Annotated in this window: 21 protein-coding genes; 6 read left to right on the top strand and 15 right to left on the bottom strand. The window is 64.9% G+C overall.

Going from position 1 to position 20306, the window contains the following annotated elements:
- Positions 1-63: 63 nt before the first annotated feature.
- The gene (locus tag QRN52_RS10675; protein ID WP_284752698.1) at positions 64-330 is read left to right on the top strand and encodes a MoaD/ThiS family protein; all 267 of its coding nucleotides are present in this window, start codon (positions 64-66) and stop codon (positions 328-330) included.
- A gap of 80 nt (positions 331-410) precedes the next feature.
- Positions 411-704: a hypothetical protein gene (locus QRN52_RS10670; RefSeq protein ID WP_284752697.1), complete on the top strand. Its 294-nt coding sequence runs from the start codon at positions 411-413 to the stop codon at positions 702-704.
- Positions 705-729: 25 nt separating this feature from the next.
- Here the strand turns inward: QRN52_RS10670 and QRN52_RS10665 are convergent, their stop codons facing one another.
- From QRN52_RS10665 to truB, 9 genes are all read right to left on the bottom strand, one after another.
- Complete coding sequence (locus QRN52_RS10665; RefSeq protein ID WP_284752696.1) at positions 730-1191, bottom strand: DUF1579 family protein; 462 nt, start codon at positions 1189-1191, stop codon at positions 730-732.
- A gap of 156 nt (positions 1192-1347) precedes the next feature.
- Positions 1348-2691 carry a M16 family metallopeptidase gene (locus QRN52_RS10660; RefSeq protein WP_284752695.1) on the bottom strand — a complete coding sequence of 448 codons (1344 nt, stop codon included), beginning with the start codon at positions 2689-2691 and terminating at the stop codon, positions 1348-1350.
- A 154-nt stretch (positions 2692-2845) separates the two neighbouring features.
- Entirely contained in the window at positions 2846-5110 is a 2265-nt protein-coding gene (locus QRN52_RS10655) for a polyribonucleotide nucleotidyltransferase (RefSeq protein ID WP_284752694.1), read from the bottom strand.
- A gap of 254 nt (positions 5111-5364) precedes the next feature.
- The gene (gene rpsO / locus QRN52_RS10650) at positions 5365-5634 is read right to left on the bottom strand and encodes a 30S ribosomal protein S15 (protein WP_028266602.1); all 270 of its coding nucleotides are present in this window, start codon (positions 5632-5634) and stop codon (positions 5365-5367) included.
- 188 nt (positions 5635-5822) lie between these two features.
- A complete protein-coding gene (gene kynA, locus QRN52_RS10645) occupies positions 5823-6677 on the bottom strand; it encodes a tryptophan 2,3-dioxygenase (protein WP_284752693.1) in 855 nt (284 codons plus the stop codon).
- Positions 6678-6686: 9 nt separating this feature from the next.
- Positions 6687-7670: a bifunctional riboflavin kinase/FAD synthetase gene (locus QRN52_RS10640; RefSeq protein WP_284752692.1), complete on the bottom strand. Its 984-nt coding sequence runs from the start codon at positions 7668-7670 to the stop codon at positions 6687-6689.
- A 116-nt stretch (positions 7671-7786) separates the two neighbouring features.
- Entirely contained in the window at positions 7787-8236 is a 450-nt protein-coding gene (locus QRN52_RS10635; protein WP_390282686.1) for a hypothetical protein, read from the bottom strand.
- Positions 8237-8244: 8 nt separating this feature from the next.
- Positions 8245-8592, bottom strand: coding sequence for a hypothetical protein (locus QRN52_RS10630; RefSeq protein WP_284752690.1), 348 nt, complete (start codon positions 8590-8592; stop codon positions 8245-8247).
- 2 nt (positions 8593-8594) lie between these two features.
- Entirely contained in the window at positions 8595-9515 is a 921-nt protein-coding gene (truB, locus tag QRN52_RS10625; protein WP_284752689.1) for a tRNA pseudouridine(55) synthase TruB, read from the bottom strand.
- Between the two features lie 86 nt (positions 9516-9601).
- On the opposite strand from truB, the gene QRN52_RS10620 reads away from it, so the two are divergent.
- A complete protein-coding gene (locus QRN52_RS10620; protein ID WP_284752688.1) occupies positions 9602-10756 on the top strand; it encodes a pyridoxal phosphate-dependent aminotransferase in 1155 nt (384 codons plus the stop codon).
- Positions 10757-10759: 3 nt separating this feature from the next.
- On the opposite strand, the gene QRN52_RS10615 is transcribed toward QRN52_RS10620, so the two are convergent.
- From QRN52_RS10615 to rimP, 6 genes are all read right to left on the bottom strand, one after another.
- Complete coding sequence (locus tag QRN52_RS10615; RefSeq protein ID WP_284752687.1) at positions 10760-11245, bottom strand: nucleoside deaminase; 486 nt, start codon at positions 11243-11245, stop codon at positions 10760-10762.
- A gap of 116 nt (positions 11246-11361) precedes the next feature.
- Positions 11362-11871: a 30S ribosome-binding factor RbfA gene (rbfA, locus tag QRN52_RS10610; RefSeq protein ID WP_284752686.1), complete on the bottom strand. Its 510-nt coding sequence runs from the start codon at positions 11869-11871 to the stop codon at positions 11362-11364.
- A gap of 235 nt (positions 11872-12106) precedes the next feature.
- Positions 12107-14926 (bottom strand): translation initiation factor IF-2, encoded by a 2820-nt coding sequence (infB, locus tag QRN52_RS10605; protein WP_284752685.1) that lies wholly within the window; start codon positions 14924-14926, stop codon positions 12107-12109.
- A 152-nt stretch (positions 14927-15078) separates the two neighbouring features.
- Positions 15079-15420, bottom strand: a complete 342-nt coding sequence (locus QRN52_RS10600) for a YlxR family protein (protein ID WP_284752684.1) — start codon at positions 15418-15420, stop codon at positions 15079-15081.
- Between the two features lie 224 nt (positions 15421-15644).
- A complete protein-coding gene (gene nusA, locus QRN52_RS10595; RefSeq protein ID WP_284752683.1) occupies positions 15645-16625 on the bottom strand; it encodes a transcription termination factor NusA in 981 nt (326 codons plus the stop codon).
- Positions 16625-17248, bottom strand: a complete 624-nt coding sequence (gene rimP, locus QRN52_RS10590) for a ribosome maturation factor RimP (RefSeq protein WP_284752682.1) — start codon at positions 17246-17248, stop codon at positions 16625-16627. The genes nusA and rimP overlap by 1 nt, the downstream gene beginning before the upstream one ends.
- Positions 17249-17414: 166 nt before the next feature.
- Between rimP and QRN52_RS10585 the strand changes: the two genes are divergently transcribed.
- The 3 genes from QRN52_RS10585 to QRN52_RS10575 are packed head-to-tail and all read left to right on the top strand — an operon-like array spanning position 17415 to position 20281.
- Positions 17415-18419, top strand: coding sequence for a ferritin-like domain-containing protein (locus QRN52_RS10585; RefSeq protein ID WP_284752681.1), 1005 nt, complete (start codon positions 17415-17417; stop codon positions 18417-18419).
- A 51-nt stretch (positions 18420-18470) separates the two neighbouring features.
- Entirely contained in the window at positions 18471-19199 is a 729-nt protein-coding gene (locus QRN52_RS10580) for a VIT1/CCC1 transporter family protein (RefSeq protein ID WP_284752680.1), read from the top strand.
- A 35-nt stretch (positions 19200-19234) separates the two neighbouring features.
- Positions 19235-20281 (top strand): aminoglycoside phosphotransferase family protein, encoded by a 1047-nt coding sequence (locus QRN52_RS10575; RefSeq protein WP_284752679.1) that lies wholly within the window; start codon positions 19235-19237, stop codon positions 20279-20281.
- The last annotated feature ends 25 nt before the right edge of the window (positions 20282-20306 follow it).

The following is a 20306-nucleotide window of genomic DNA, read 5'->3' as shown; positions in this document are numbered from 1 at the left end:
GCCTCGGCGCACCCGACTTCATCCAACCGGACCGCAGCATGAGCGCCATCGGAGGCTGAGACTTTGCTCGTAAGATACTTCGCTGCGGCGCGCGCCGCGGCAGGCGTTGAAGAGGAACACCACGATCTTCCGGAAGGAACCAGCCTGGACGGACTGATCGCGGCCGTGCTCGCCGTCGAACGTCCGGAACCACCGGCCGGCACGCCGCCCCTGGCCCGGATCATTTCGCGCAGCAGCTTCCTGCGCAACGAGGTGGCAGTCCGCGACCATTCGGCCGCTCTCGGTGCGGACGACGTCGTCGACGTCCTCCCGCCGTTTGCCGGGGGCTGAACCGGCCACGGCCGAAGGGTGGTTCCCCGGGTCGAAGGAGCCTACGCTGTGCCTATCCGCGCAACAGCAAAGGAACAGCCATGTACACCCTCCTGATCGAACACGCTGTGAACGACTTCGGCGCATGGAAGCAGTCGTTCGACTCGGATCCGGCAGATCGCGCAGGCTCCGGCGTTGTCTCCTACAGGGTCTCCAGGCCCGTGGACGATTCGCAGCGCGTCTTGATCGAGCTTGATTTCGCCGAGCGCGTGCAAGCTGAATCAATGCTGGACACCTTGCGGACAAGGGTGTGGAGTGGACCTGGAAGGCCGGCCTCGCTCGATGGTCTGCCCGATGCCCGGATCGTTGAGTCGATGGAGGCCAGGATCCTCTGAATGCCGTGCCTGCTTGACGTGAGCCCTAGACGCGCCTGCAGACAGAGATCATGAACGGGCTGAACGTCGCGGCGTCCCCAAGCCTCAGTTCCGCCATGTGGGTCAGCACGCCGCCGTCCACCTTGAAAGTGTGCCGAGCGGTCCCGCGAGGGCTACGCCTCTCAAGCCTGAGTGTGCCGTCCTCCCAATGCCCGCGGGCCGGAGCTTCCGGCGGCCGGCCCATGCTGTCCACGTAGTACCACAAGGTGTCCCCGTGGTCCGGGTCAACGGTAAAGACACCGTGCCCCTCGAAATGAGTGCCGTCGGGCTCAATGTGCCGGTAGCTTTGCACCAAGGCGTAACCTCCCGCCGCGCGAGAAAAAGTCACCTCGGCGTCGGCGGTCCGGGCGGGTCCCCACGGCGACGCCGCAAGCTCGGTACTCCCCCGCCAATGGCCCAGGAAGGCTTCCAGCGCAGTGTGTGCATGACTCTTCAATGGCTCGTTCATGGCGACTCCTGCGCGAGACGATGGATACGTCACCATCATGTTCCCCATCGAGCAGGCGCGTCCAGCCTTCCCCACCGGACATGCCCCCTGTTCCAGGCCAGGAGTGGACATATCAGGGCTATGTCCACTCCTAAGCTCGAACGAGGGGCATGTCCCTCAGAGGCCGAACGTCTCGGTTTCTTCGAAGGGCCCGACGACGGTCACGGTGCGGGGGGCTTCGGCGAGCACACGGGCGAGTTCCTGGACCTGCTCGGCGGTGACGGCCTTGATGCGGTCCAGCGTCTCGTCGATGTCCTGGAATTCGCCCGAGACGAGTTCGGCGCGGCCAAGGCGGGACATCCGGGAACCGGTGTCTTCCAGCGCCAGGACGATTCCGCCGCACAATTGGCCCACGGCCTTGCGCAATTCCTCGTCGGTGATTCCGTCAGCAGCGAGCTTGTCCAGTTCGGCGCCCAGGAGTTCCAGGACCTGCTTGACCTTCGACGGTGTGCAGCCGGCGTACATGCCGAAGTAGCCCGCGTCCGCATAAGCGGAGGCAAAGGAGTAGGTGGAATAGACGAGGCCCCGCTTTTCGCGGATCTCCTGGAAGAGGCGTGAAGACATGCCACCGCCAAGGACCGCGTTCAGCACGCTCATCACGAAGCGACGATCGTCGGTGGCCACGATCGAGGGGCAACCCATGATGATGTTGGCCTGCTCCACGGGGCGCTTGATCACATGCAGCCCTGCGGTACCCGTGATGTCCGCCCGCTCGGTGGGGCGGCGCTCAACAGGGGCAGCGGCGTCCTTCAGCTCCCACCCGGCCGTCCGCAAGGCATCGAGCACGAGGCGGCACACGACGTCGTGGTCCAGGCCACCGGCGGCGGTGATGACGATTTCGTCCGGCCGGTAATAGCGCTGGTAGTGTGCCCACACGGAATCCCGGGACACGGCCTTGATGGCGGCAGGGGTGCCCCCGATCGGGCGCCCCAGCGGATGCACACCGAGAACGGCAGCCACGAAGTTTTCATGCGCGACGTCGGTGGGGTCATCGCTGTCCATGGCGATTTCCTCAAGGATCACGTCGCGTTCCTGTTCAAGTTCGGCAGGATCCAGAACTGCACCGGTGATCATGTCGGCAATGACGTCGATAGCCATAGGGAGGTCCGTGTCCAGCACGCGGGCGAAGTAGCACGTGCTTTCCTTCGCGGTGGCCGCGTTGGATTCGCCGCCGACCTCGTCGAAAGCGGAAGCGATCTCCAGGGCTGTGCGCTTCTTGGTGCCTTTGAACAAGAGATGCTCAAGGAAGTGGGTGGAGCCGTGCTGGCCGTCCGCCTCGTCCCGGGAGCCGACCCCCACCCAGAATCCGATGGTTGCCGAACGCTGCCCGGGCATGGCCTCAGTGAGCACCCGGACGCCTCCCGGAAGCACTGAACGCCGGACAACGGAGCCGCCTTCGGCACCGTGGATCAATTCGCCGCCGGGCACGGTCTGCGCCAATGGGAGGGGTACGACAGTCATCAAGACCTTTCAGTTCTGCGGGAAATCACGGGTGCCAAATCTGGCTGCAATCGTACCAGCGGGCGCATCGCCCTTGGGACGGGAATCCGCTGTTAAAACCCGGCAGGACCGGTGGACATGTCCACCGGTCCTGCCGCGTGTTTGCCGGTTCAGGCTACTCGGCGGAAACTTCAGCCCCTTCGGCGGGAGCTTCCTCGGAGGCGGCGCCTTCTTCCTCGGCCACAACCGGGGAGAGGGAGAGCTTGCCGCGGTCGTCGATCTTGGTGATCTCGACCTGGATCTTCTGGCCCACGGAGACGACGTCGTCGACGTTGTCCACGCGCTTGCCGCTGGCCAGCTTGCGCAGCTCGGAGATGTGCAGCAGGCCGTCCTTGCCCGGAGTCAGGGAAACGAACGCACCGAAGGTGGTGGTCTTGACGACCGTGCCCAGGTAACGCTCACCGATTTCCGGGACCTGCGGGTTGGCGATGGCGTTGATCGCGGCGCGGGCTGCTTCTGCAGACGGGCCGTTGGTAGCGCCGATGTAGACCGTGCCGTCGTCCTCGATGGAGATGTCGGCGCCGGTGTCTTCCTGGATCTGGTTGATCATCTTGCCCTTGGGGCCAATAACCTCACCGATCTTGTCAACGGGGATGTTGACGGCGATCACGCGCGGTGCGAACTCGGAGAGCTCATCCGGGGTGTCGATGGCGGCGTTGATGACGTCCAGGATGTGCAGGCGGGCTTCGCGGGCCTGCTTCAGGGCTGCGGCCAGGACCGATGCGGGGATGCCGTCGAGCTTGGTGTCCAGCTGGATGGCCGTGACGAACTCGGAAGTACCGGCAACCTTGAAGTCCATGTCGCCGAAAGCGTCTTCGGCGCCGAGGATGTCGGTCAGGGCAGCGTAGCGGGTTTGGCCGTCAACCTGGTCGGAAACCAGGCCCATGGCGATACCGGCAACAGCGGCCTTCAGCGGCACGCCTGCGTTGAGCAGGGAAAGCGTGGAGGCACAGACGGAACCCATCGACGTCGAACCGTTGGAGCCGAGGGCCTCGGACACCTGGCGGATGGCGTACGGGAATTCCTCGCGGGACGGCAGAACCGGAACCAGGGCACGCTCGGCGAGTGCACCGTGGCCGATTTCGCGGCGCTTCGGGGAGCCGACGCGGCCGGTTTCACCGGTGGAGTACGGCGGGAAGTTGTAGTTGTGCATGTAGCGCTTGCGCGTGACGGGAGACAGCGAGTCGATCTGCTGTTCCATCTTGAGCATGTTCAGCGTGGTGACACCCATGATCTGGGTTTCGCCGCGCTCGAAGATGGCGGAACCGTGAACGCGGGGCAGGACCTCTACCTCGGCGGTCAGCTGGCGGATGTCTGTCAGGCCACGGCCGTCGATGCGGATCTGGTCCTTGAGGATGCGCTGGCGGACAACCTGCTTGGTCAAGGAGCGGAAGGCTGCGGACAGTTCCTTCTCGCGGCCCTCGAACTCGCCGGCGAGGGCGCCAAGGACTTCGTCCTTGAGTTCGTCGGAAGCGTTGTCGCGGTCCTGCTTGTCGGCGATCTGGAAGACAGCAGCAAGCTTCTCGGCAGCGGCAGCTTCAACAGCGGCGTAAACGTCGTCCTGGTAGTCCAGGAAGACCGGGAATTCAACCGTCGGCTTGGCAGCGCGGGCGGCCAGGTCAGCCTGGGCCTCGCACAGGGCCTTGATGAACGGCTTGGCGGCCTCGAGGCCTTCGGAAACGACCTCTTCCGTGGGAGCGGTGGCGCCCTGTTCCTTGATGAGGTTCCAGGAGTTGTCCGTGGCTTCGGCTTCAACCATCATGATGGCGACGTCGTCCCCGTCGGGACCCGACACAACACGGCCGGCAACAACCATGTTGAAGACGGCGTTCTCGAGCTGGGAGTGCTTCGGGAAAGCAACCCATTCGGTGCCCTGTTCGTCGGCGATGAGGGCGACGCGGACGCCACCGATCGGGCCGGAGAACGGGAGTCCGGAGAGCTGGGTGGACATGGACGAGGCGTTGATGGCCACGACGTCGTAGAGCTCGTCCGGGTTGATCGCCAGGACGGTGACGACGATCTGGACCTCGTTGCGCAGGCCCTTGACGAACGCGGGACGCAGGGGGCGGTCCATGAGGCGGCAAGCCAGGATGGCTTCGGTGGACGGGCGGCCTTCACGGCGGAAGAACGAGCCCGGGATGCGGCCGGCGGCGTACATGCGCTCTTCGACGTCGACGGTCAGCGGGAAGAAGTCGAAGCCTTCACGCGGGGACTTGCCTGCGGTGGTTGCGGACAGCAGCGCGGTGTCTTCGTCGATGTAGACCATCGCGGCGCCGGCTGCCTGCTTGGCGAGGCGGCCGGTTTCGAAGCGGATAACACGCTTGCCGAAGCGGCCGTTGTCGATGATGGCTTCTGAGAACTGGATTTCGGGACCCTCCATTGAGAGTCACCTCCGTTTCTTGTTTAGCGGAAGTCCTCCCGCATCGACCCAGGCCAGCGTCTGTTCCTGGCCTGTACGACACCCGGTCATCGATCGAGACCCACGGGCTGTGCCTTCATCGCAGAAGGCTGCTCCCGGGGATCACTACCGAGGACCGCGAATGCGCGATGCGGTTGAACTCCTGTTAAGTGTTGGATTTAGTTATGGAGAAAAGGCGGCCCGTTCCGCGGAGGATCGGGCCGCCCGAAGTCAAACTAGCGGCGCAGGCCGAGGCGCTCGATGAGCGCACGGTAGCGGGCAATGTCAGTCTTCTTGAGGTAGCCCAGCATGCGCTTGCGACGACCAACCATGGCCAGCAGACCGCGCTGGGTGTGGAAGTCGTGCTTGTGCTCCTTCATGTGCTCAGTCAGATCCTTGATCCGCTGAGTCAGGACTGCAATCTGGACCTCCGGCGAACCAGTGTCGCCCTTGGACGTTGCGTATGCCTCGATGATGGACTGCTTAACAGCGGCTTCAAGTGCCACGTGAACTCCTAGAGTTGTGCCGTGCGTCCCGATTCAGCGCCTCGCTGCCGGGTTGTAATGTGCCGATGACCGCACACAAAACAGGTCCAGCCGCCACGGACTGCAGCCGGATCCATCCCTCAGTTTACCGGCAGCCCGGCAATGTTGTCGAAAGCTGCCGTGTGACCCTCATCAAAGGCGGGCGCCGCTCACTGCCCGATCTCGGTCCGGACGGCGAAAAGCTCGGGGAAGAACGTCAAGTCAAGGGCCTTCTTCAGGAAGGAAACACCGCTCGAACCTCCGGTTCCCTTCTTCATGCCGATGGTCCGCTGCACCGTGCGGAGGTGCCGGAACCGCCACAATTGGAAGTTGTCTTCCAGGTCCACCAGTTCCTCGCAGGCTTCGTAGGCCGCCCAGTTGTCTGCCGCGTGTTCGTAGATGTGCTTGAACAGGGGCAAGAGCTCCGGGGCGAACTCGTGGGCTTGGGTGACGTCCGGGTCCAGGACGGACCGCGGAACCTCGTAGCCGTGCCGGTCCAGGTAGGCCAGGAATTCGTCGTAGATGCTCGGGGCATGCAGGAGCTCCTCCAGCATGGTCCTGGACTCCGGATCCGATTCGAACACCGGCAACATCTTGGCGTTCTTGTTGCCGAGGATGAACTCCACGGCGCGGTACTGGCTCGACTGGAACCCCGAGGCGTTGCCTAGGAAGCCGCGGAACTGGGAGTACTCGGTAGGAGTGAGGGTGGCGAGCACAGACCATTGCTCGGTAAGGGTCTTCTGGATGTGCTTGACCCGCGCGATGGCCTTGAGTGCTGAGCCCAGGTCGTCTTGGCGCAGCCACTCGGCGGCACTGCGAAGCTCGTGCAGGACCAGCTTCAGCCACAGTTCGGTGGTCTGGTGCTGGATGATGAACAAGAGCTCGTCATGGTGTTCGGGCTGGCTGACGGGTTGCTGGGCGCTGAGCAGCAAGGGCAACTGCAGGTAGGATCCGTAGCTCATGCGTGAGCTGAAATCCTTGACGATGCCTTCGTCGAGCGGCCGGGTGTTCTTCTCAACGCTCACGGTGCGGGACTACTTCTTCAGCAGGAGATCGTGGGCCTGGACGACGTCCAGCCGCATCTGCTCCACCAGGGCCTCGGGTCCACGATAGGCCACCATGCCTCGCAGCCTGGCCGTGAATTCCACCACGACGGTCTGGCCGTAGAGGTTGAAGTCCTCCACCGCTTCCTCCGGGCGGTCGATCACGTGCGCTTCCACCTGGCGGCTCACGCCGTCGAATGTGGGGTTGGAACCTACCGAAATCGCGGCGGGCCAGCGGGTTCCGGACTCGTCCACGAGCCAGCCGGCGTAGATTCCGTCCGCGGGGACGTAGCCCGTGGCGCCGTGGTCCAGGTTTGCCGTGGGAAAGCCCAGGGCGCGTCCGCGCGCGGCGCCATGGACCACTTCGCCGCGCATCCTGTGCGGGCGGCCGAGGACGGCGGCGGCGGTCTCGACGTCGCCCTCAGCAAGGGCCTCGCGCACCCAAGTGGAGGAACAGCGGCGGTCCGTGCCGCCGTCGTCGTGTACTGGAAAGCCTTCCGCGCCGAACTCATTGACCACGTGGACGCCGAACCCCAGTTCCTTGCCCAATTCCTGCATGGTGCCGACGTCGCCGGAATTTCCCACACCGAAACGGAGATCGTGGCCCACAACAACGTGCGCCGCGTGAAGCCCGTCCAGCAGGACCTTGACGACGAATTCTTCAGGAGTCATTGCCGCGAGCGTGAGGTTGTATTTCATGACGAGGACAGCGTCCACGCCCGTGTCCGCCAGGGCATCGAGCTTGTCCTGCAGACCCATGAGGAGCTCCGGTGCGGAGTCGGGCCGATGGACCAGGGCCGGGTGGGGATCGAAAGTCACGACAACGGACTGCGCGCCGTGCTGCCCTGCGGTGCGCAAGAGTTGCGTCAGCACTTGCTGGTGGCCCCGATGGACGCCGTCAAAGTTGCCGATGGTAACGACGCTGGGACCGAAATCCTCGGGGACCTCGGTGGGATCGTTCCAGATGTGGACCATCAACCTCGCCTTTTACTGCTGGTATTCACTATGCCCGGTGCCTGCTCCGGCGCCGGAATTCTCTAAGGTTACCCGCTCTCAGGGGGCGCCCTTGCCCGGTGGCGGAGCCCCGATTTCTACTGCGGGAGCCGCGCGGGCCGCCGACGGTAGAGCCACAGCAGGCCCAGGACCGGCAGGATCAGCGGCACAAAGCCGTATCCACGTCCGAACAGGGACCATACGGTGTCGTGCGGGAAAGCCACAGGATCGAAAAGGCTGATGGCACCAACCACCACCACTCCGACCATCTCTACGAGCACGGCCGCGAGCGATACCTTGAACCACGTGCGGCCCGGCTTCGCGAGGGAGACCGTGGCCACGATGTACACGACGGCGGCGAAGGCCGAGAGGATGTGGGCCAAGGGAGCATCCGAGAACTTGGTCAGGATCTGGTAGCCGGCACGGGCGGTGGCCGAGATCGCGAAAACCGCGTAGACCGCAATCAACAGCCTCCCGGGCCCGGTATTGCGGGTGTCCGGGTTCTTCTTCCCGGTGGTTTCAACAGTCACTTCGTGTGCTTCTTCCAATGTCAGTACTAGATCTGGTTCATGCGGGCCGCCATGACCAATGCGGTGACGCCCACGGCGCCCATGACGAAATTGCTCCAACGGGTCCGTTCCAGGATGGACCAGTACACCGCGACGACGGGGAGTATGAGAGCCGTGATGATGTAGCCCCAGAATTCCCAGGGCTCCCCAGCGATTTTTTCACCCATCGCCACGCGGATGATCGATCCCACCAGATAGACCAGCAGGACGAGTTCGACGGCGGCAACGGACAGTATGGTGACGTCGTTGGGGGCCTTCTTCATGATGCCCGCCACGACGCAAATGATGGTGGACAGCAGGCCCACTATCAGGACAGCGTAAAAGTATCCGTCCATGGCTAGTGTTCCTGCTTTTCGTTGTCAGGGGCGAACACAAGGACAGGCTTGGCGAAACTCCCCGCATCGGCCAACAGCGCCACGAGCTCCCCTGAGGGAGAGAACGCGGCAGCCGGGTTCTCGGCGGTGGCGGCGTCGGCCGTGCCGGCAGCGGGTCCCGCGGCGATCCTGCGGCCAAAAGAAATTTCAGTGGTTTCGGCGTCGCTCAGCTCCCGGTTGGGCATGAGCGCGCGGGCGGCGGCGGACATGTCGAGGACTTCCAGTTCCTCGGCAAGCTGTTCGAGGGTGCGGGCTTGCTCCAGGGAGTATGGCCCCACGTGGGTGCGGCGCAGCGCCGTGAGATGGCCGCCGACGCCGAGGGCCTCGCCCAGGTCGCGCGCCAGCGCGCGGATGTACGTGCCCGAGGAGCACTCGACGGTCACATCGATGTCTACTACCCTGCCGCCGTCGACCCTCCGGATGGCGTGGACCTCGAAACGGTGGATGGTCACGGGCCGGGCGGCAAGCTTGACCTCTTGCCCCGAACGGACGCGCGCGTAGGACCGTTCGCCGTTGACCTTGATGGCGCTGACGCTGCTGGGAACCTGCTGGATCTCGCCGCTGAGCTGCGCGACGCCGTCGCGGATGGCGTCCTCAGTGACTCCGGCGGCGCTGCGGCTTGCGGTGATGTCGCCTTCGGCATCGTCCGTGATGGTCGATTCGCCGAGCCGGATGGTGGCGGAGTACGTCTTGGACGTGCCCACGATGTACGTCAACAGGCGCGTCGCCTTGTTGATGCCAAGCACAAGCACCCCGGTGGCCATGGGGTCCAGGGTCCCCGCATGGCCCACTTTCCGGGTACCGGCCAGTCGCCGCATCCGTCCAACCACATCGTGGCTGGTCCATCCTTGCGGCTTGTCAACGATTACCAGTCCAGAAAGCACGCCTCCCAGTATATCCGCGCCGGGGCATGCGTCCTGCGGCCTGCGGCTTCCCTGAACGCTCCGGGACCGCGGCTAAGATGGCTCCCATGCCTGAGCTTGCCGCACATGTCCGCGAAGTGCCCGTGAACCAGATCCGCGAGATCACCGAGGCCGCGTGGAGCACCCCCGGGGCGATTGTCCTCAGCATCGGCGAGCCCGGCTTCGCGCTGCCCCGGCACATCCTGGACGCGGGGATCGCATGCCTGGACAGGGACGAGACCAACTACACCCCCAATGCCGGTATCCCGGCCCTGCGTGAGGCCTTTGCCGCCCGCTTCCGTGCCCACAACAAGGTGGATGTCGGGGCGGAGCGCGTGTACGTCGTGGACGGAGCCCAGCAGGGGCTGCATTTTGCCATGAGCCTGCTCCTCTCCCCCGGCGACGAGATCCTGATTCCCAATCCGGGTTATCCCACTTTTGCCATGACAAGCCATTTGCTCCACGCCGTCCCGGTGCGGTATCCGCTCTACCCCGAGAACGAGTTCCAACCCCGCATCGAGGACATCGAGGCACTGATCACGCCCCGCACCAAGGTGCTGGTCCTGAATTCGCCGTCCAATCCCCTGGGCGCCGTGATTTGCGAGGAAACGACGCGCCAGCTGGTGGAATTGGCCGTCAAGCACGATCTGTGGATCATTTCGGATGAATGCTACGAAGCCTTCACCTTCGACGTTCCGCACACGAGTCCTGCCCGTTTCGACAGCACAGTTCCCGGGGAAGCGCGGGTCTTCACGTCCCTGACCCTGTCCAAAACGTACGGCCTGACGGGACTGCGGATCGGTGCACTCATTTGCCCGCCGGGCCTGGAATGGAAGATGAACAACGTCATGGAAGCGATCGTTTCCTGCGTGGCTTCGCCTTCCCAGTACGCTGCGGTCGCGGCGCTGACCGGCCCGCAGGACTACGTGGACACGGCACGGGAGCATTACCGTTCCAACCGCGACGCCGCCTCGGCAGTGCTTGCCGGGAAGGGCATTCCCTTCCTGGGCGCGCAGGGGGCTTTCTATCTCTGGGCGGACGTCTCGCATGTGAGCGGCGGGAATGTGCGTGCCTGGGTGCGCACCTTCTTGGCGGACTCTGGAGTGGCCGTGGCGCCTGGCACCGCGTTCGGTTCCATCGGCGAAGGGTGGATCAGGATCGCGTTGTGCGGTGATCACCAGCAGCTGCTCGACGGCGTCGGTCGGCTTCCGGCACGGCCGTGAACCTCAGTATTTGGTCCGGTTCTTGTGCCCGCGCCAGGCATCGAAAGGAGCCTCGGATGCGGCGACCTCCGTGTGCTGGACGGGCAGCAGTTCCGGCCTGTTGCCGTCGAAATATTCGTAGAACACGGCATCGTCGAAGCCTGCGGCTGCGGCACCGTACCGGTCCGCGGCAAAGTAGACCCGGCTTACCCGGCCCCATAGGGCGGCGGAGAGGCACAAAGGGCACGGTTCGCAGCTTGAGTAGAGCACGGAGCCGCTGAGGTCGAATCTTCCGAGCTCCGACGCGGTCCGCCGGATGGCCACCACTTCGGCGTGCGCTGTGGGGTCGTTGTCGCGGGTGACCCGGTTGACGCCGTCATGAAGCCGTCCGTCCGGGGTGACCACGACGGCGCCAAAAGGGCCGCCGCCGTCGGCCACGTTTTGAACCGCGAGCCGCACGGCGTGTTCAAGGTAGTCTTCGGGACTCTGAGCTGCATCGTGGGCCGCCATGCTCCGATCTTAGCCACGGGCCGTCAATTTGGCCCCGCTTTCCACGGTTAAACAAGCAGGACCGGATCCGGCAGTCTTGAGAACTGCGGATCCGGCCCTGTCCGGGAAGCGCCGGACTACTTGCCGCCGTCTTCGTCGATGTCTTCATCGGCACGGAGGTCGATGTCTTCTTCGTCAAAATCGTCTTCGTCGATGTCCACATCCTGCGCGGCATCGCTCTTGTACGGGTCTGCGTCGCCAGCGTGTTTGGCGCCGGCGGCCAGCGCGGCCACCTCGGCGTCGCGCTGCTTGGCGGTGCGCAAGAGCTCCTCAAGGTTCGAGGCATTGACCGGAATGAGGTCGGCAACGAATTCCAAGGTAGGAGTCAGCCGCACGGTAATGTTGCGGCCCACTTCCTGGCGCAAAACACCCTTGGCCTTCTCCAACGCCCGAACAGCATCAGAATGAGCGGCCTCGTCACCGAAGACGGTGTAGTACACCGTGGCGTGCTGAAGATCGTTGGTGACGCGGGCATCGGTAATAGTGATGCCCTCAACCCGAGGATCCTTGATCCGCCGGCCAAGTGCCTCAGCAACAACAACCTTAATCCGCTGCGCCAACTTGGCAGCGCGTGCCGGATCAGCCATTTCTACTCCTAAAATTTGCGTACGACGGCGCAATGGCGGCTCGCAATGTTGAGTCTGCATAAGCTGCCACGCACCTGAGGTGAGTCTATGACGATGCCGGAGAGTTGTGGGGGCGCCCGGGAGTGGCATCGGGCCTACCGGAGCTGGGCGGCTCAGGATCGTAGATCCCGGGCCGCCCAGCGTAGGGGCGGGGCGCCCCCACAATTCGGAGGCACCCCGCGCAAAAGCGAATACCTTAGACGCGCGGCTTTTCGCGCATCTCGAAGGTCTCGATGATGTCACCTTCGTTGATGTCGTTGTACGAGCCAAGACCGATACCACACTCGAAGTCCGTGCGGACCTCGGTGGCGTCGTCCTTGAAGCGCTTGAGCGTCTCAACGGTGAGGTTGTCGCCGATGACCTTGCCATCGCGGCTGACGCGTGCCTTCGTGTTACGGCGGATGATGCCCGAGCGCACGATGGAACCGGCGATGTTTCCGAACTTGGAAGAACGGAAGACTTCGCGGACCTCGGCGGTACCGAGCTGGACTTCCTCGTACTCCGGCTTGAGCATGCCCTTGAGGGCCAGCTCGATGTCATCGATTGCCGAGTAGATGACGGAGTAGAAGCGCATGTCCACGCCTTCACGATCGGCCAGTTCAGCCACGCGCTCGGCGGGCTTGACGTTGAAGCCGATGATGATGGCATTGTCCACCGTGGCGAGGTTGACGTCGTTCTGCGTGATGGCACCCACACCGCGGTGGATGACGCGCAGTTGAACGTCTTCGTCGCCGACATCGATCTTGAGCAGGGCGTCTTCGAGGGCTTCGACCGCACCGGAAACGTCACCCTTGAGGATGAGGTTGAGGGTGTCGATCTTGCCTTCGGCCACAGCCTTGTCGAAGTCTTCGAGGCTGATGCGCTTGCGGCGCTTGGCCAGGGCCGCGTTGCGGTCGGCTGCCTCGCGCTTTTCAGCGATCTGGCGGGCCGTACGCTCGTCGGAGGTCACCAGGAAGGTGTCGCCTGCACGCGGTACGTTGGACAGGCCCAGGACCTGGACAGGACGGGACGGAAGCGCGATGTCGAGGGCGTTGCCGTCTTCGTCGAACATGGCACGGACGCGGCCGTGGGCCGTACCGGCCACGATCGTGTCACCGACGGCCAGGGTACCGGACTGGACCAGGACGGTGGCCACGGAACCGCGGCCCTTGTCCAGGTTCGCTTCGATGGCAATGCCTCGAGCGTCCTTGTCCGGGTTGGCGCGCAGGTCCAAAGCGGCGTCTGCGGTCAGAAGCACGGCGTCGATCAGTTCGTCGATGTTGATGTTCTGGCGGGCAGAAACCTCAACGAACATGGTGTCGCCACCGTATTCTTCGGGAACCAGACCGTACTCGGTGAGCTGGCCCTTGACCTTGTCCGGGTTCGCACCTTCCTTGTCGATCTTGTTGACCGCGACGACGATCGGCACGTTGGCCGCTTGTGCGTGGTTGAGTGCTTCAACCGTCTGCGGCATGACGCCGTCGTCGGCTGCGACAACCAGGATGGCGATGTCGGTGACCTTGGCACCACGTGCACGCATGGCGGTGAACGCCTCGTGACCAGGGGTGTCAATGAAGGTGATGTCGCGCGGAGTGCCTTCGTGGACGTGGCTGATCTGGTAGGCACCGATGTGCTGCGTGATGCCGCCGTGTTCACCGGCAACCACGTTGGTCTTCCGGATGGCATCGAGCAGTCGGGTCTTACCGTGGTCAACGTGACCCATGACGGTGACAACCGGGGGACGCGGTTCGAGGACGTCGTCGCCTTCGGCTTCCAGTTCGGCATCGAGATCGATGTCGAAGGAGTCGAGGAGCTCGCGCTCTTCGTCTTCCGGAGAGACCACCTGTACCTTGTAGCCGAGTTCGGCGCCGAGCAGGCCGAAGGTGTCTTCGTCCAGCGACTGCGTAGCCGTTGCCATTTCACCGAGGTGGAACAGCACGGTCACCAGTGCGGCGGGGTTCGCCTCGATCTTGTCGGCGAAGTCCGTGATGGACGAGCCACGACGCAGCCGGACCACGGTGTTGCCGTCGCCGCGGGGTACGGATACGCCACCCAGCGACGGAGCACTCATCTGCTCCAGTTCCTGACGCTTTGCACGCTTCGACTTGCGCTGCTTGCCGCGTCCTGCGCCACCCTTACCGAAGGCACCCTGGGTACCGCCGCGTCCGCGGCCGCCCTTGCCGAAGCCACCGCCGGCGGGAGCTCCGCCACCGGTGCCTGCGCCAGGAGCGCCACCCGGACGGCCGGGGCCGCCACCGGGACGGCCTGCGCCACCCGGACGACCAGCGCCACCGGGAGCGGGACGCTCGGTGCGGTTGGGCATCATGCCCGGGCTGGGACGGTTTCCTGCGGGTCCACCTGCGGGACGCGGAGCGCCCGGACGGGGAGCACCGGGGCGCGGAGCACCCGGACGCGGACCACCGGAACCGGCTGCGGGGCGGGGACCGCCGGGACGCTCGCCGTCAGTGCGGCCACCGGAACGGGGCATGCCCTGCGAGGTCGCGAAGGGGTTGTTGCCCGGACGGGGAGGACGCTCGCCGTCGCCACGGCCGCGGGGCATGCCCTGCGAGGTCGCGAACGGGTTGTTGCCCGGACGGGGGCCACCGGGCCGCGGAGCCTGGCTGCCCGGACGTGCCGGGGCAGGGGCTTCGGCCTTGGGTGCCGGACGGGCACCCGGCTTGGCGGAAATAGGACTTGCCGTAGCTGCGGGGGCCACAGGCGCTGCCGGGGCGGGGGTCTCAGCCTTGGGGGCGGGAACCGGAGCCTTGGGCGCAGCGGGGCCCGGAGCCGGACGTGACGCTGCGGGCGCAGCAGGGGCAGCGGGTGCCGCGGGGGCTGCAATGCGAGGTGCTGCCGGGGCAGCCGCCTTTGCAGCGCCGGCGCCCGGGTAGGCGTCGCGAAGCTTCTTCACGACCGGTGCCTCAATTGTTGAAGAGGCGGAGCGAACGAATTCGCCCAATTCCTGCAGTTTTGTCACTGCATCTTTGGAAGTAATACCGAGCTCTTTGGCGAGCTCATGTACGCGGACCTTGGCCACATTTCTCCTGTCTCGGTCCGCACCGAGCCAGGCACGAACCGTCTAATTCTTACTGCGGGCCCCTGCCGCGAACGCGGCGGATAGGCCCTGTGCAGAGCGCAACAAAGTTGTCATCGTTGCGCACTCATCGCTGGGAACTCATCGGGTTTCCATCAGTTTTCTGACCCGCTTTCAGGTTTGGACGGTTTTCCTGCTTTCACGGGGGTGTCCGCAGGGGGTATGACTGCCGCCAGGTAGCTTTCCACGGCGGTGACTTCGCTTGCGCCCGCGAGGGCCCTTGCGAAAGCACGCCGTTTGCTTGCCAGCGTCAGGCATGTGGTGCTGGGATGCAGCCACGCACCCCGGCCAGCCATCCGGCGTCGTTCATCCACCAGGACGACGGGAGACCCGCCGCCTTCGGCGACAAGCCGGATCAACTCGCTCCGCTTGCCTTGTTTCCGGCATCCGATGCAGGTGCGCACAGGCTGGTGCCTGGTGTGAGGCAGTTCAGTCACTGGGTGTATCAACCTGCCTCAGTGTCTTTACCTGTCTTCTGCGGTTCTGCTTTGCTCGGCGCACGCCCTTGGCTTGTTGGGATTGTTGCCCCCACAAGCCGCGAGCACGCCAAAGCGCACGGATACCGGGCATAGGCCCGGTTCCATCTATTCTAAGCCCCCGAGGGCCCGGCCACCGAATCCACAAGGTGCGGGGATCCGGGGCTGGGCACCGTTTGGCGTGTTTAGTTGCCCTTGGCCGGAGCGGCGTCGGAGACGATGTCGATCCGCCAGCCGGTCAGCTTTGCTGCGAGCCGGGCGTTCTGGCCTTCCTTGCCGATGGCGAGGGACAGCTGATAGTCGGGAACAACCACCCGGGCGGAGCGCGTGGCCTCGTCGGTGATAGTGACGGAATTCACGCGCGACGGCGAAAGGGAGTTGGCGATGAAGGTCGCCGGATCGTCGCTGAAGTCGACAATGTCGATCTTTTCGTCGTTCAGTTCGGTCATGACGGCGCGGACGCGGGAGCCCATTTCGCCGATGCAAGCACCCTTGGCGTTGATGCCGGGGGTGTTGGCTTTGACGGCCATCTTGGTCCGGTGGCCGGCCTCTCGTGCCAGTGCCACGATCTCGACGGAGCGGTCCGCGATCTCCGGGACCTCCAGTTCGAAAAGCTTCCGGACGAGGCCCGGGTGTGAACGCGACAGCGTGATGGAGGGTCCCTTGGCGCCGCGGTGGACGTCCACCACAAACGCACGCAGGCGGTTGCCGTGGGTGTACTTCTCACCCGGCACCTGCTCGGGCGGCGGCAACAGTGCTTCGACGGAACCGAGGTTCACCTGGATCATGTGCGGGTTGTTGCCCTGCTGGATCAGGCCGGCGACGAGTTCGCCTTCACGGCCCTTGAATTCGCCGAGGACGTTGTCGTCCTCGACGTCGCGCAGCCGCTGCAGGATGATCTGCCGCGCGGTGCTTGCCGCAATGCGGCCGAATCCCGCAGGGGTGTCCTCGAACTCGCCGACGGCTTCGCCGTCGTCGTCGATTTCCGTGGCCCAAATGGTCACGTGGCCGCTCTTGCGGTCCAGCTCGGCACGGGCCTTTTCGAAAGCGCCCGGCGTCTTGTGGTATGCCACCAGGAGCGCCTGCTCGATGGTGGGAATCAGGAGGTCCAGCGGGATTTCACGCTCACGCTCCAGGAGTCTCAGCGCACTCATGTCAATATCCATTAGGCCTCCTCGGAAGGTCCGTTGTACTCGTCTTCCAGCACGGCCTCGTTGAGGTGGCTGAACTCTATCTCGACTTTTCCTTGGCGGATCCTGTCGAAAGGAATTTTCACGGGTTCGCCCTGCTTGGGCTTCATGCCCTTCTTGACCTCTTGCTCGGGAACCAGCGTGACGCCGTCGTCGTCGACGGACTGGATACGTCCCGTCAGGTTCTCTCCCTGGATCACGTTGACCTTGACCATGCGTCCGCGGGCCCGGTGCCAGTGGCGGGGCTCCGTGAGGGGCCGGCCGACGCCGGGCGAGGAGACCTCGAGGTCGTAAGGGCGGCCGTCGGTCCGGGGATCGTTGTCCAGGATGTCCGAGAGCGCCCTGGAGATTTCCGCGATGACGTCCAGGCTGACGCCGCCGGTTTCCTCCTGGGGCAGGTCGATGACCACGTGGACTACCCGGTGTGAACCGGCAACGTGGATGGCAACATCCTCAAGATAGAGCCGGCTCGCCAGGACGGCAGGCTCCAGAAGCGCCTTCAGCCTGCTCTCCTCGGGGTTCCGGACCTCGTGTTGTGCTGGCCTCGTCGGATCCGTTCCAGCCTGGTCTGTTGAAGTCGTGGCTTCCGAATGACTCACTGGCCAGCCGCCTCCCGATAGATGATGTTGTGACTACTAGCTTAACGACATTTGCGGCGGCGTGGTGCACGGGGCTCCTCTGCGGGGAGGCAAGTGGCCTGTGGGCGTGACACCATAGTCTGTTGTGAACCACGAGACTGTTGAGAAACCACGGAGCCATCGCTGGATGAAAGGCCTCCTTCTGGCTTTCCTCGCAGTCCTCGTCCTCGGAGTGGGCGCCGTGCTTCTCCCGCGGGACGCCGGAAAGCCGCAGGCGGTACCGTTTTCGGAAGCTGCCCGCTCCGAAGCGCTCTCGTCGACCGAGACGCTCCTGGACAGCGCATCGCTCCTGGAGAGCACGGACACTGTGACGTTGCTGACAAGCCAGGCGCGGGCGCTGCTGACACCTTCCAGCCCTTCGGCGCCGAACACTCCCTCGGCTTCTCCCAGCTCCAGTGCCGCCCAGGACCGCCCGACGCGGGCCGGCTTTGTCTCCGCGCTCTCCGCGAGCGCTTCCCGTCGCTTGGCGGACGCGGCTAACGCCGACGGCGGCATGGCACGGCTGCTTGCCGCCGTCGGGACCGCCCAGCTGCTTGAGTCATCGCGGCTGGCCGCGACGTGGGGCCTGCCGGTACCGGCAACCCCAGCCGAGGCGAGTACCGCCCCGACACAACCGCCGAGCTGCCCGGCTTCGCCCGGCACGGCGACCACGGCGCCGACACCCGGAACGGCCCCGACCACGGCCGATCTGCCCGCGGCCCTTGCCGCCGTCGTCAGCTCCGAACAGGAGTCGATCTATGCGTACCAGGTGGCCCTGACCAGGCTGGACGCGAAGGCGTCCGCAACGGCAGCCACCTGGTTGGCCCGCCACCAGCAGCTGCTCCGGGGAGCGGAGGCCCAGGGCCGGCTGCATTGCATCGCCACGCCCGCGCGGGAAGCCGGCTATCGCCTGCCTGCCACTTTCGCCGCCAAACCCGGCCTGGCGCTCGGAAGCATGGAGTCCAGTTCGCTGACTGCCTACGCCGACCTCGTGGCATTGTCGGAGGGTGAGACGCGCCAATGGGCCATCGACGGTCTTGTCGACGCCGCCAAACGCAGCCAAGCCTGGGGAGCTCCGGTTGGCCCCTTCCCGGGACTTTCGATCGACAACTCCGCGCTGCCGCCGCTACCGTCCGGCACTCCGTCTCCATAGGAAAGCCTTTCTTTGCTGGCGGCTGCAGTCCCCGAGTGCTTGGCTTGTACCATGGCTTCCATCGAAACTGCAGCCCTGCATGAGAACGAACCACACTCCAACGACCTCGCCCACCGGCTCAACTGGCTTCGGGCCGGAGTCCTTGGCGCCAATGACGGCATCGTCTCCGTTGCCGCCATCGTGGTAGGCGTCGCCGGCGCCACCACGAGCACCGGCGCCATCCTCACGGCTGGAGCAGCCGGACTCGTGGGTGGCGCTGTGTCCATGGCACTCGGCGAGTATGTATCCGTCAGCAGCCAAAGCGACAGCCAAAAGGCGCTCATCGAGAAGGAGCGCCGGGAGCTCGCCGAGGAACCCGAAGAAGAGCTGGCTGAACTGACTGCGATCTACGAGGCCAAGGGCCTGCGACCTGAAACCGCGCGGAAAGTGGCCGTGGAATTAACGGAGCACGACGCCTTGGCCGCCCACCTTTCCGCCGAATTGAACATCGACGAGGACGACATCGTCAGCCCGTGGCATGCGGCGTTCGCATCCGCCATCGCCTTCACCCTCGGCGCGGTGCTGCCCATGCTCGCGATTCTGCTCCCGCCCCCGGGGCTGCGTGTACCGCTGACCTTCATTTCCGTGTTGCTCGCGCTGGCCATCACCGGAGCCGTTGGCGCGTGGATAGGCGGTAGCTCGAAGACCCGCGCCGCCGTGCGCGTCGTCATCGGCGGAGCCCTTGCGCTTGCCGCGACGTTCTTCATCGGAAGCCTCCTGGGCTCCTCCGGAGTGGTCTGAACCACTCCCGGACCGGCTTGGGTAGGCTGACAGTGATGACTACCTTCGTTTCGATCCCTGGCGACCTCCAGGCACGCTACTCCCGCACAGCGGAAGGGCGGGCGTGGCTCTCAGGGCTGCCCGGACTGATCAATGCCAGCTTGGAACGCTGGCAACTGTCCGTTGACCTGGAACCCGGCGTGGAACCATGGAACGGCCACGGCGGCATCGTCATTCCGGTCCTCTATAACGGCACCCGTTCGGTACTCAAGATAGCGTTCCCGCACGAGGAGGCCCTCGTTGAACGGCATGCGCTGGCCCTGTGGGACGGCGCCGGGGCCGTCAGACTGCTCGACGCCGATACCGCCTCCTGCGCGATGCTCCTGGAGCGGCTCGACGCGGTCAACTGCCTGCAGGACGCCCCGATGGACGAAGCCCGCGACGTCTGGGGATCGCTCGTGAAGGAACTCAGCATCGAACCGGACGAACGGCCCGAATGGAAAGAGTTTGAGCACATAGCGGCACGTGCCGAGCGCTGGAGCGATGAGCTGCCGGCGGACTGGGAGCACCTTGGCCAACCCTTCCCCCGTTGGCTCCTCGAAGCCGCTTTGGAGGTGTGCCAGACGAGGGGCGCTGTCGGACGCCGGTCGGGCAGGGACGTCTTGGTGCATTGCGACCTGCATTTCATGAACATCCTCCCGCATCTCAATGGCACCCCGAATGGCGCCCCGAATGGGGCCGGATCCACCGGAAAGCGCGCTTACGTGGCGATCGACCCGCAACCGAAGATCGGGGAGGCAGAATTCGCGGTCGCCCCGATCTTGTGGAACCGTATCCGCGATCTCTCCACCACGGCTCCCGAACTTGCACTCCTGGAGCGCTGCGCTGATTTCAGCAGCGCGGCTGGACTGGACAGTGAAGCAGCGCGGGAATGGAGCCTGGTCCGCGAGGTTGAAAACGCCCTCTGGTATGCCGGAAAACCGCTGCACGAAGGCGATCTGGCGCGTTCCTTGTGGGTGGCCAGCACCCTCGCAGGCCGGCCCCTGGACGGGTTGCCCGCCGCGCACGACCTACCCGAACCGGGACTGGCCGCCTCGAATTAGCTTCAGTGGTCCGGACGCCCTGACG

The sequence above is a fragment of the Arthrobacter sp. efr-133-R2A-120 genome, assembly GCF_030209835.1.
GTDB lineage: Bacteria > Actinomycetota > Actinomycetes > Actinomycetales > Micrococcaceae > Arthrobacter.
This window is presented reverse-complemented; position numbering and strand designations above follow the sequence as displayed.

Coding starts and splice junctions, on each gene's coding strand:
- QRN52_RS10670 (WP_284752697.1), top strand. CDS start 411: ATGTACACCCTCCTGATCGAACACGCTGTGAACGACTTCGGCGCATGG.
- QRN52_RS10630 (WP_284752690.1), bottom strand. CDS start 8,592: ATGGACGGATACTTTTACGCTGTCCTGATAGTGGGCCTGCTGTCCACC.
- QRN52_RS10585 (WP_284752681.1), top strand. CDS start 17,415: ATGAAAGGCCTCCTTCTGGCTTTCCTCGCAGTCCTCGTCCTCGGAGTG.
- QRN52_RS10615 (WP_284752687.1), bottom strand. CDS start 11,245: ATGGCGGCCCACGATGCAGCTCAGAGTCCCGAAGACTACCTTGAACAC.
- QRN52_RS10580 (WP_284752680.1), top strand. CDS start 18,471: ATGGCTTCCATCGAAACTGCAGCCCTGCATGAGAACGAACCACACTCC.
- QRN52_RS10655 (WP_284752694.1), bottom strand. CDS start 5,110: ATGGAGGGTCCCGAAATCCAGTTCTCAGAAGCCATCATCGACAACGGC.
- nusA (WP_284752683.1), bottom strand. CDS start 16,625: ATGGATATTGACATGAGTGCGCTGAGACTCCTGGAGCGTGAGCGTGAA.
- QRN52_RS10575 (WP_284752679.1), top strand. CDS start 19,235: ATGACTACCTTCGTTTCGATCCCTGGCGACCTCCAGGCACGCTACTCC.
- QRN52_RS10660 (WP_284752695.1), bottom strand. CDS start 2,691: ATGACTGTCGTACCCCTCCCATTGGCGCAGACCGTGCCCGGCGGCGAA.
- QRN52_RS10620 (WP_284752688.1), top strand. CDS start 9,602: ATGCCTGAGCTTGCCGCACATGTCCGCGAAGTGCCCGTGAACCAGATC.
- QRN52_RS10665 (WP_284752696.1), bottom strand. CDS start 1,191: ATGAACGAGCCATTGAAGAGTCATGCACACACTGCGCTGGAAGCCTTC.
- rbfA (WP_284752686.1), bottom strand. CDS start 11,871: ATGGCTGATCCGGCACGCGCTGCCAAGTTGGCGCAGCGGATTAAGGTT.
- QRN52_RS10640 (WP_284752692.1), bottom strand. CDS start 7,670: ATGGTCCACATCTGGAACGATCCCACCGAGGTCCCCGAGGATTTCGGT.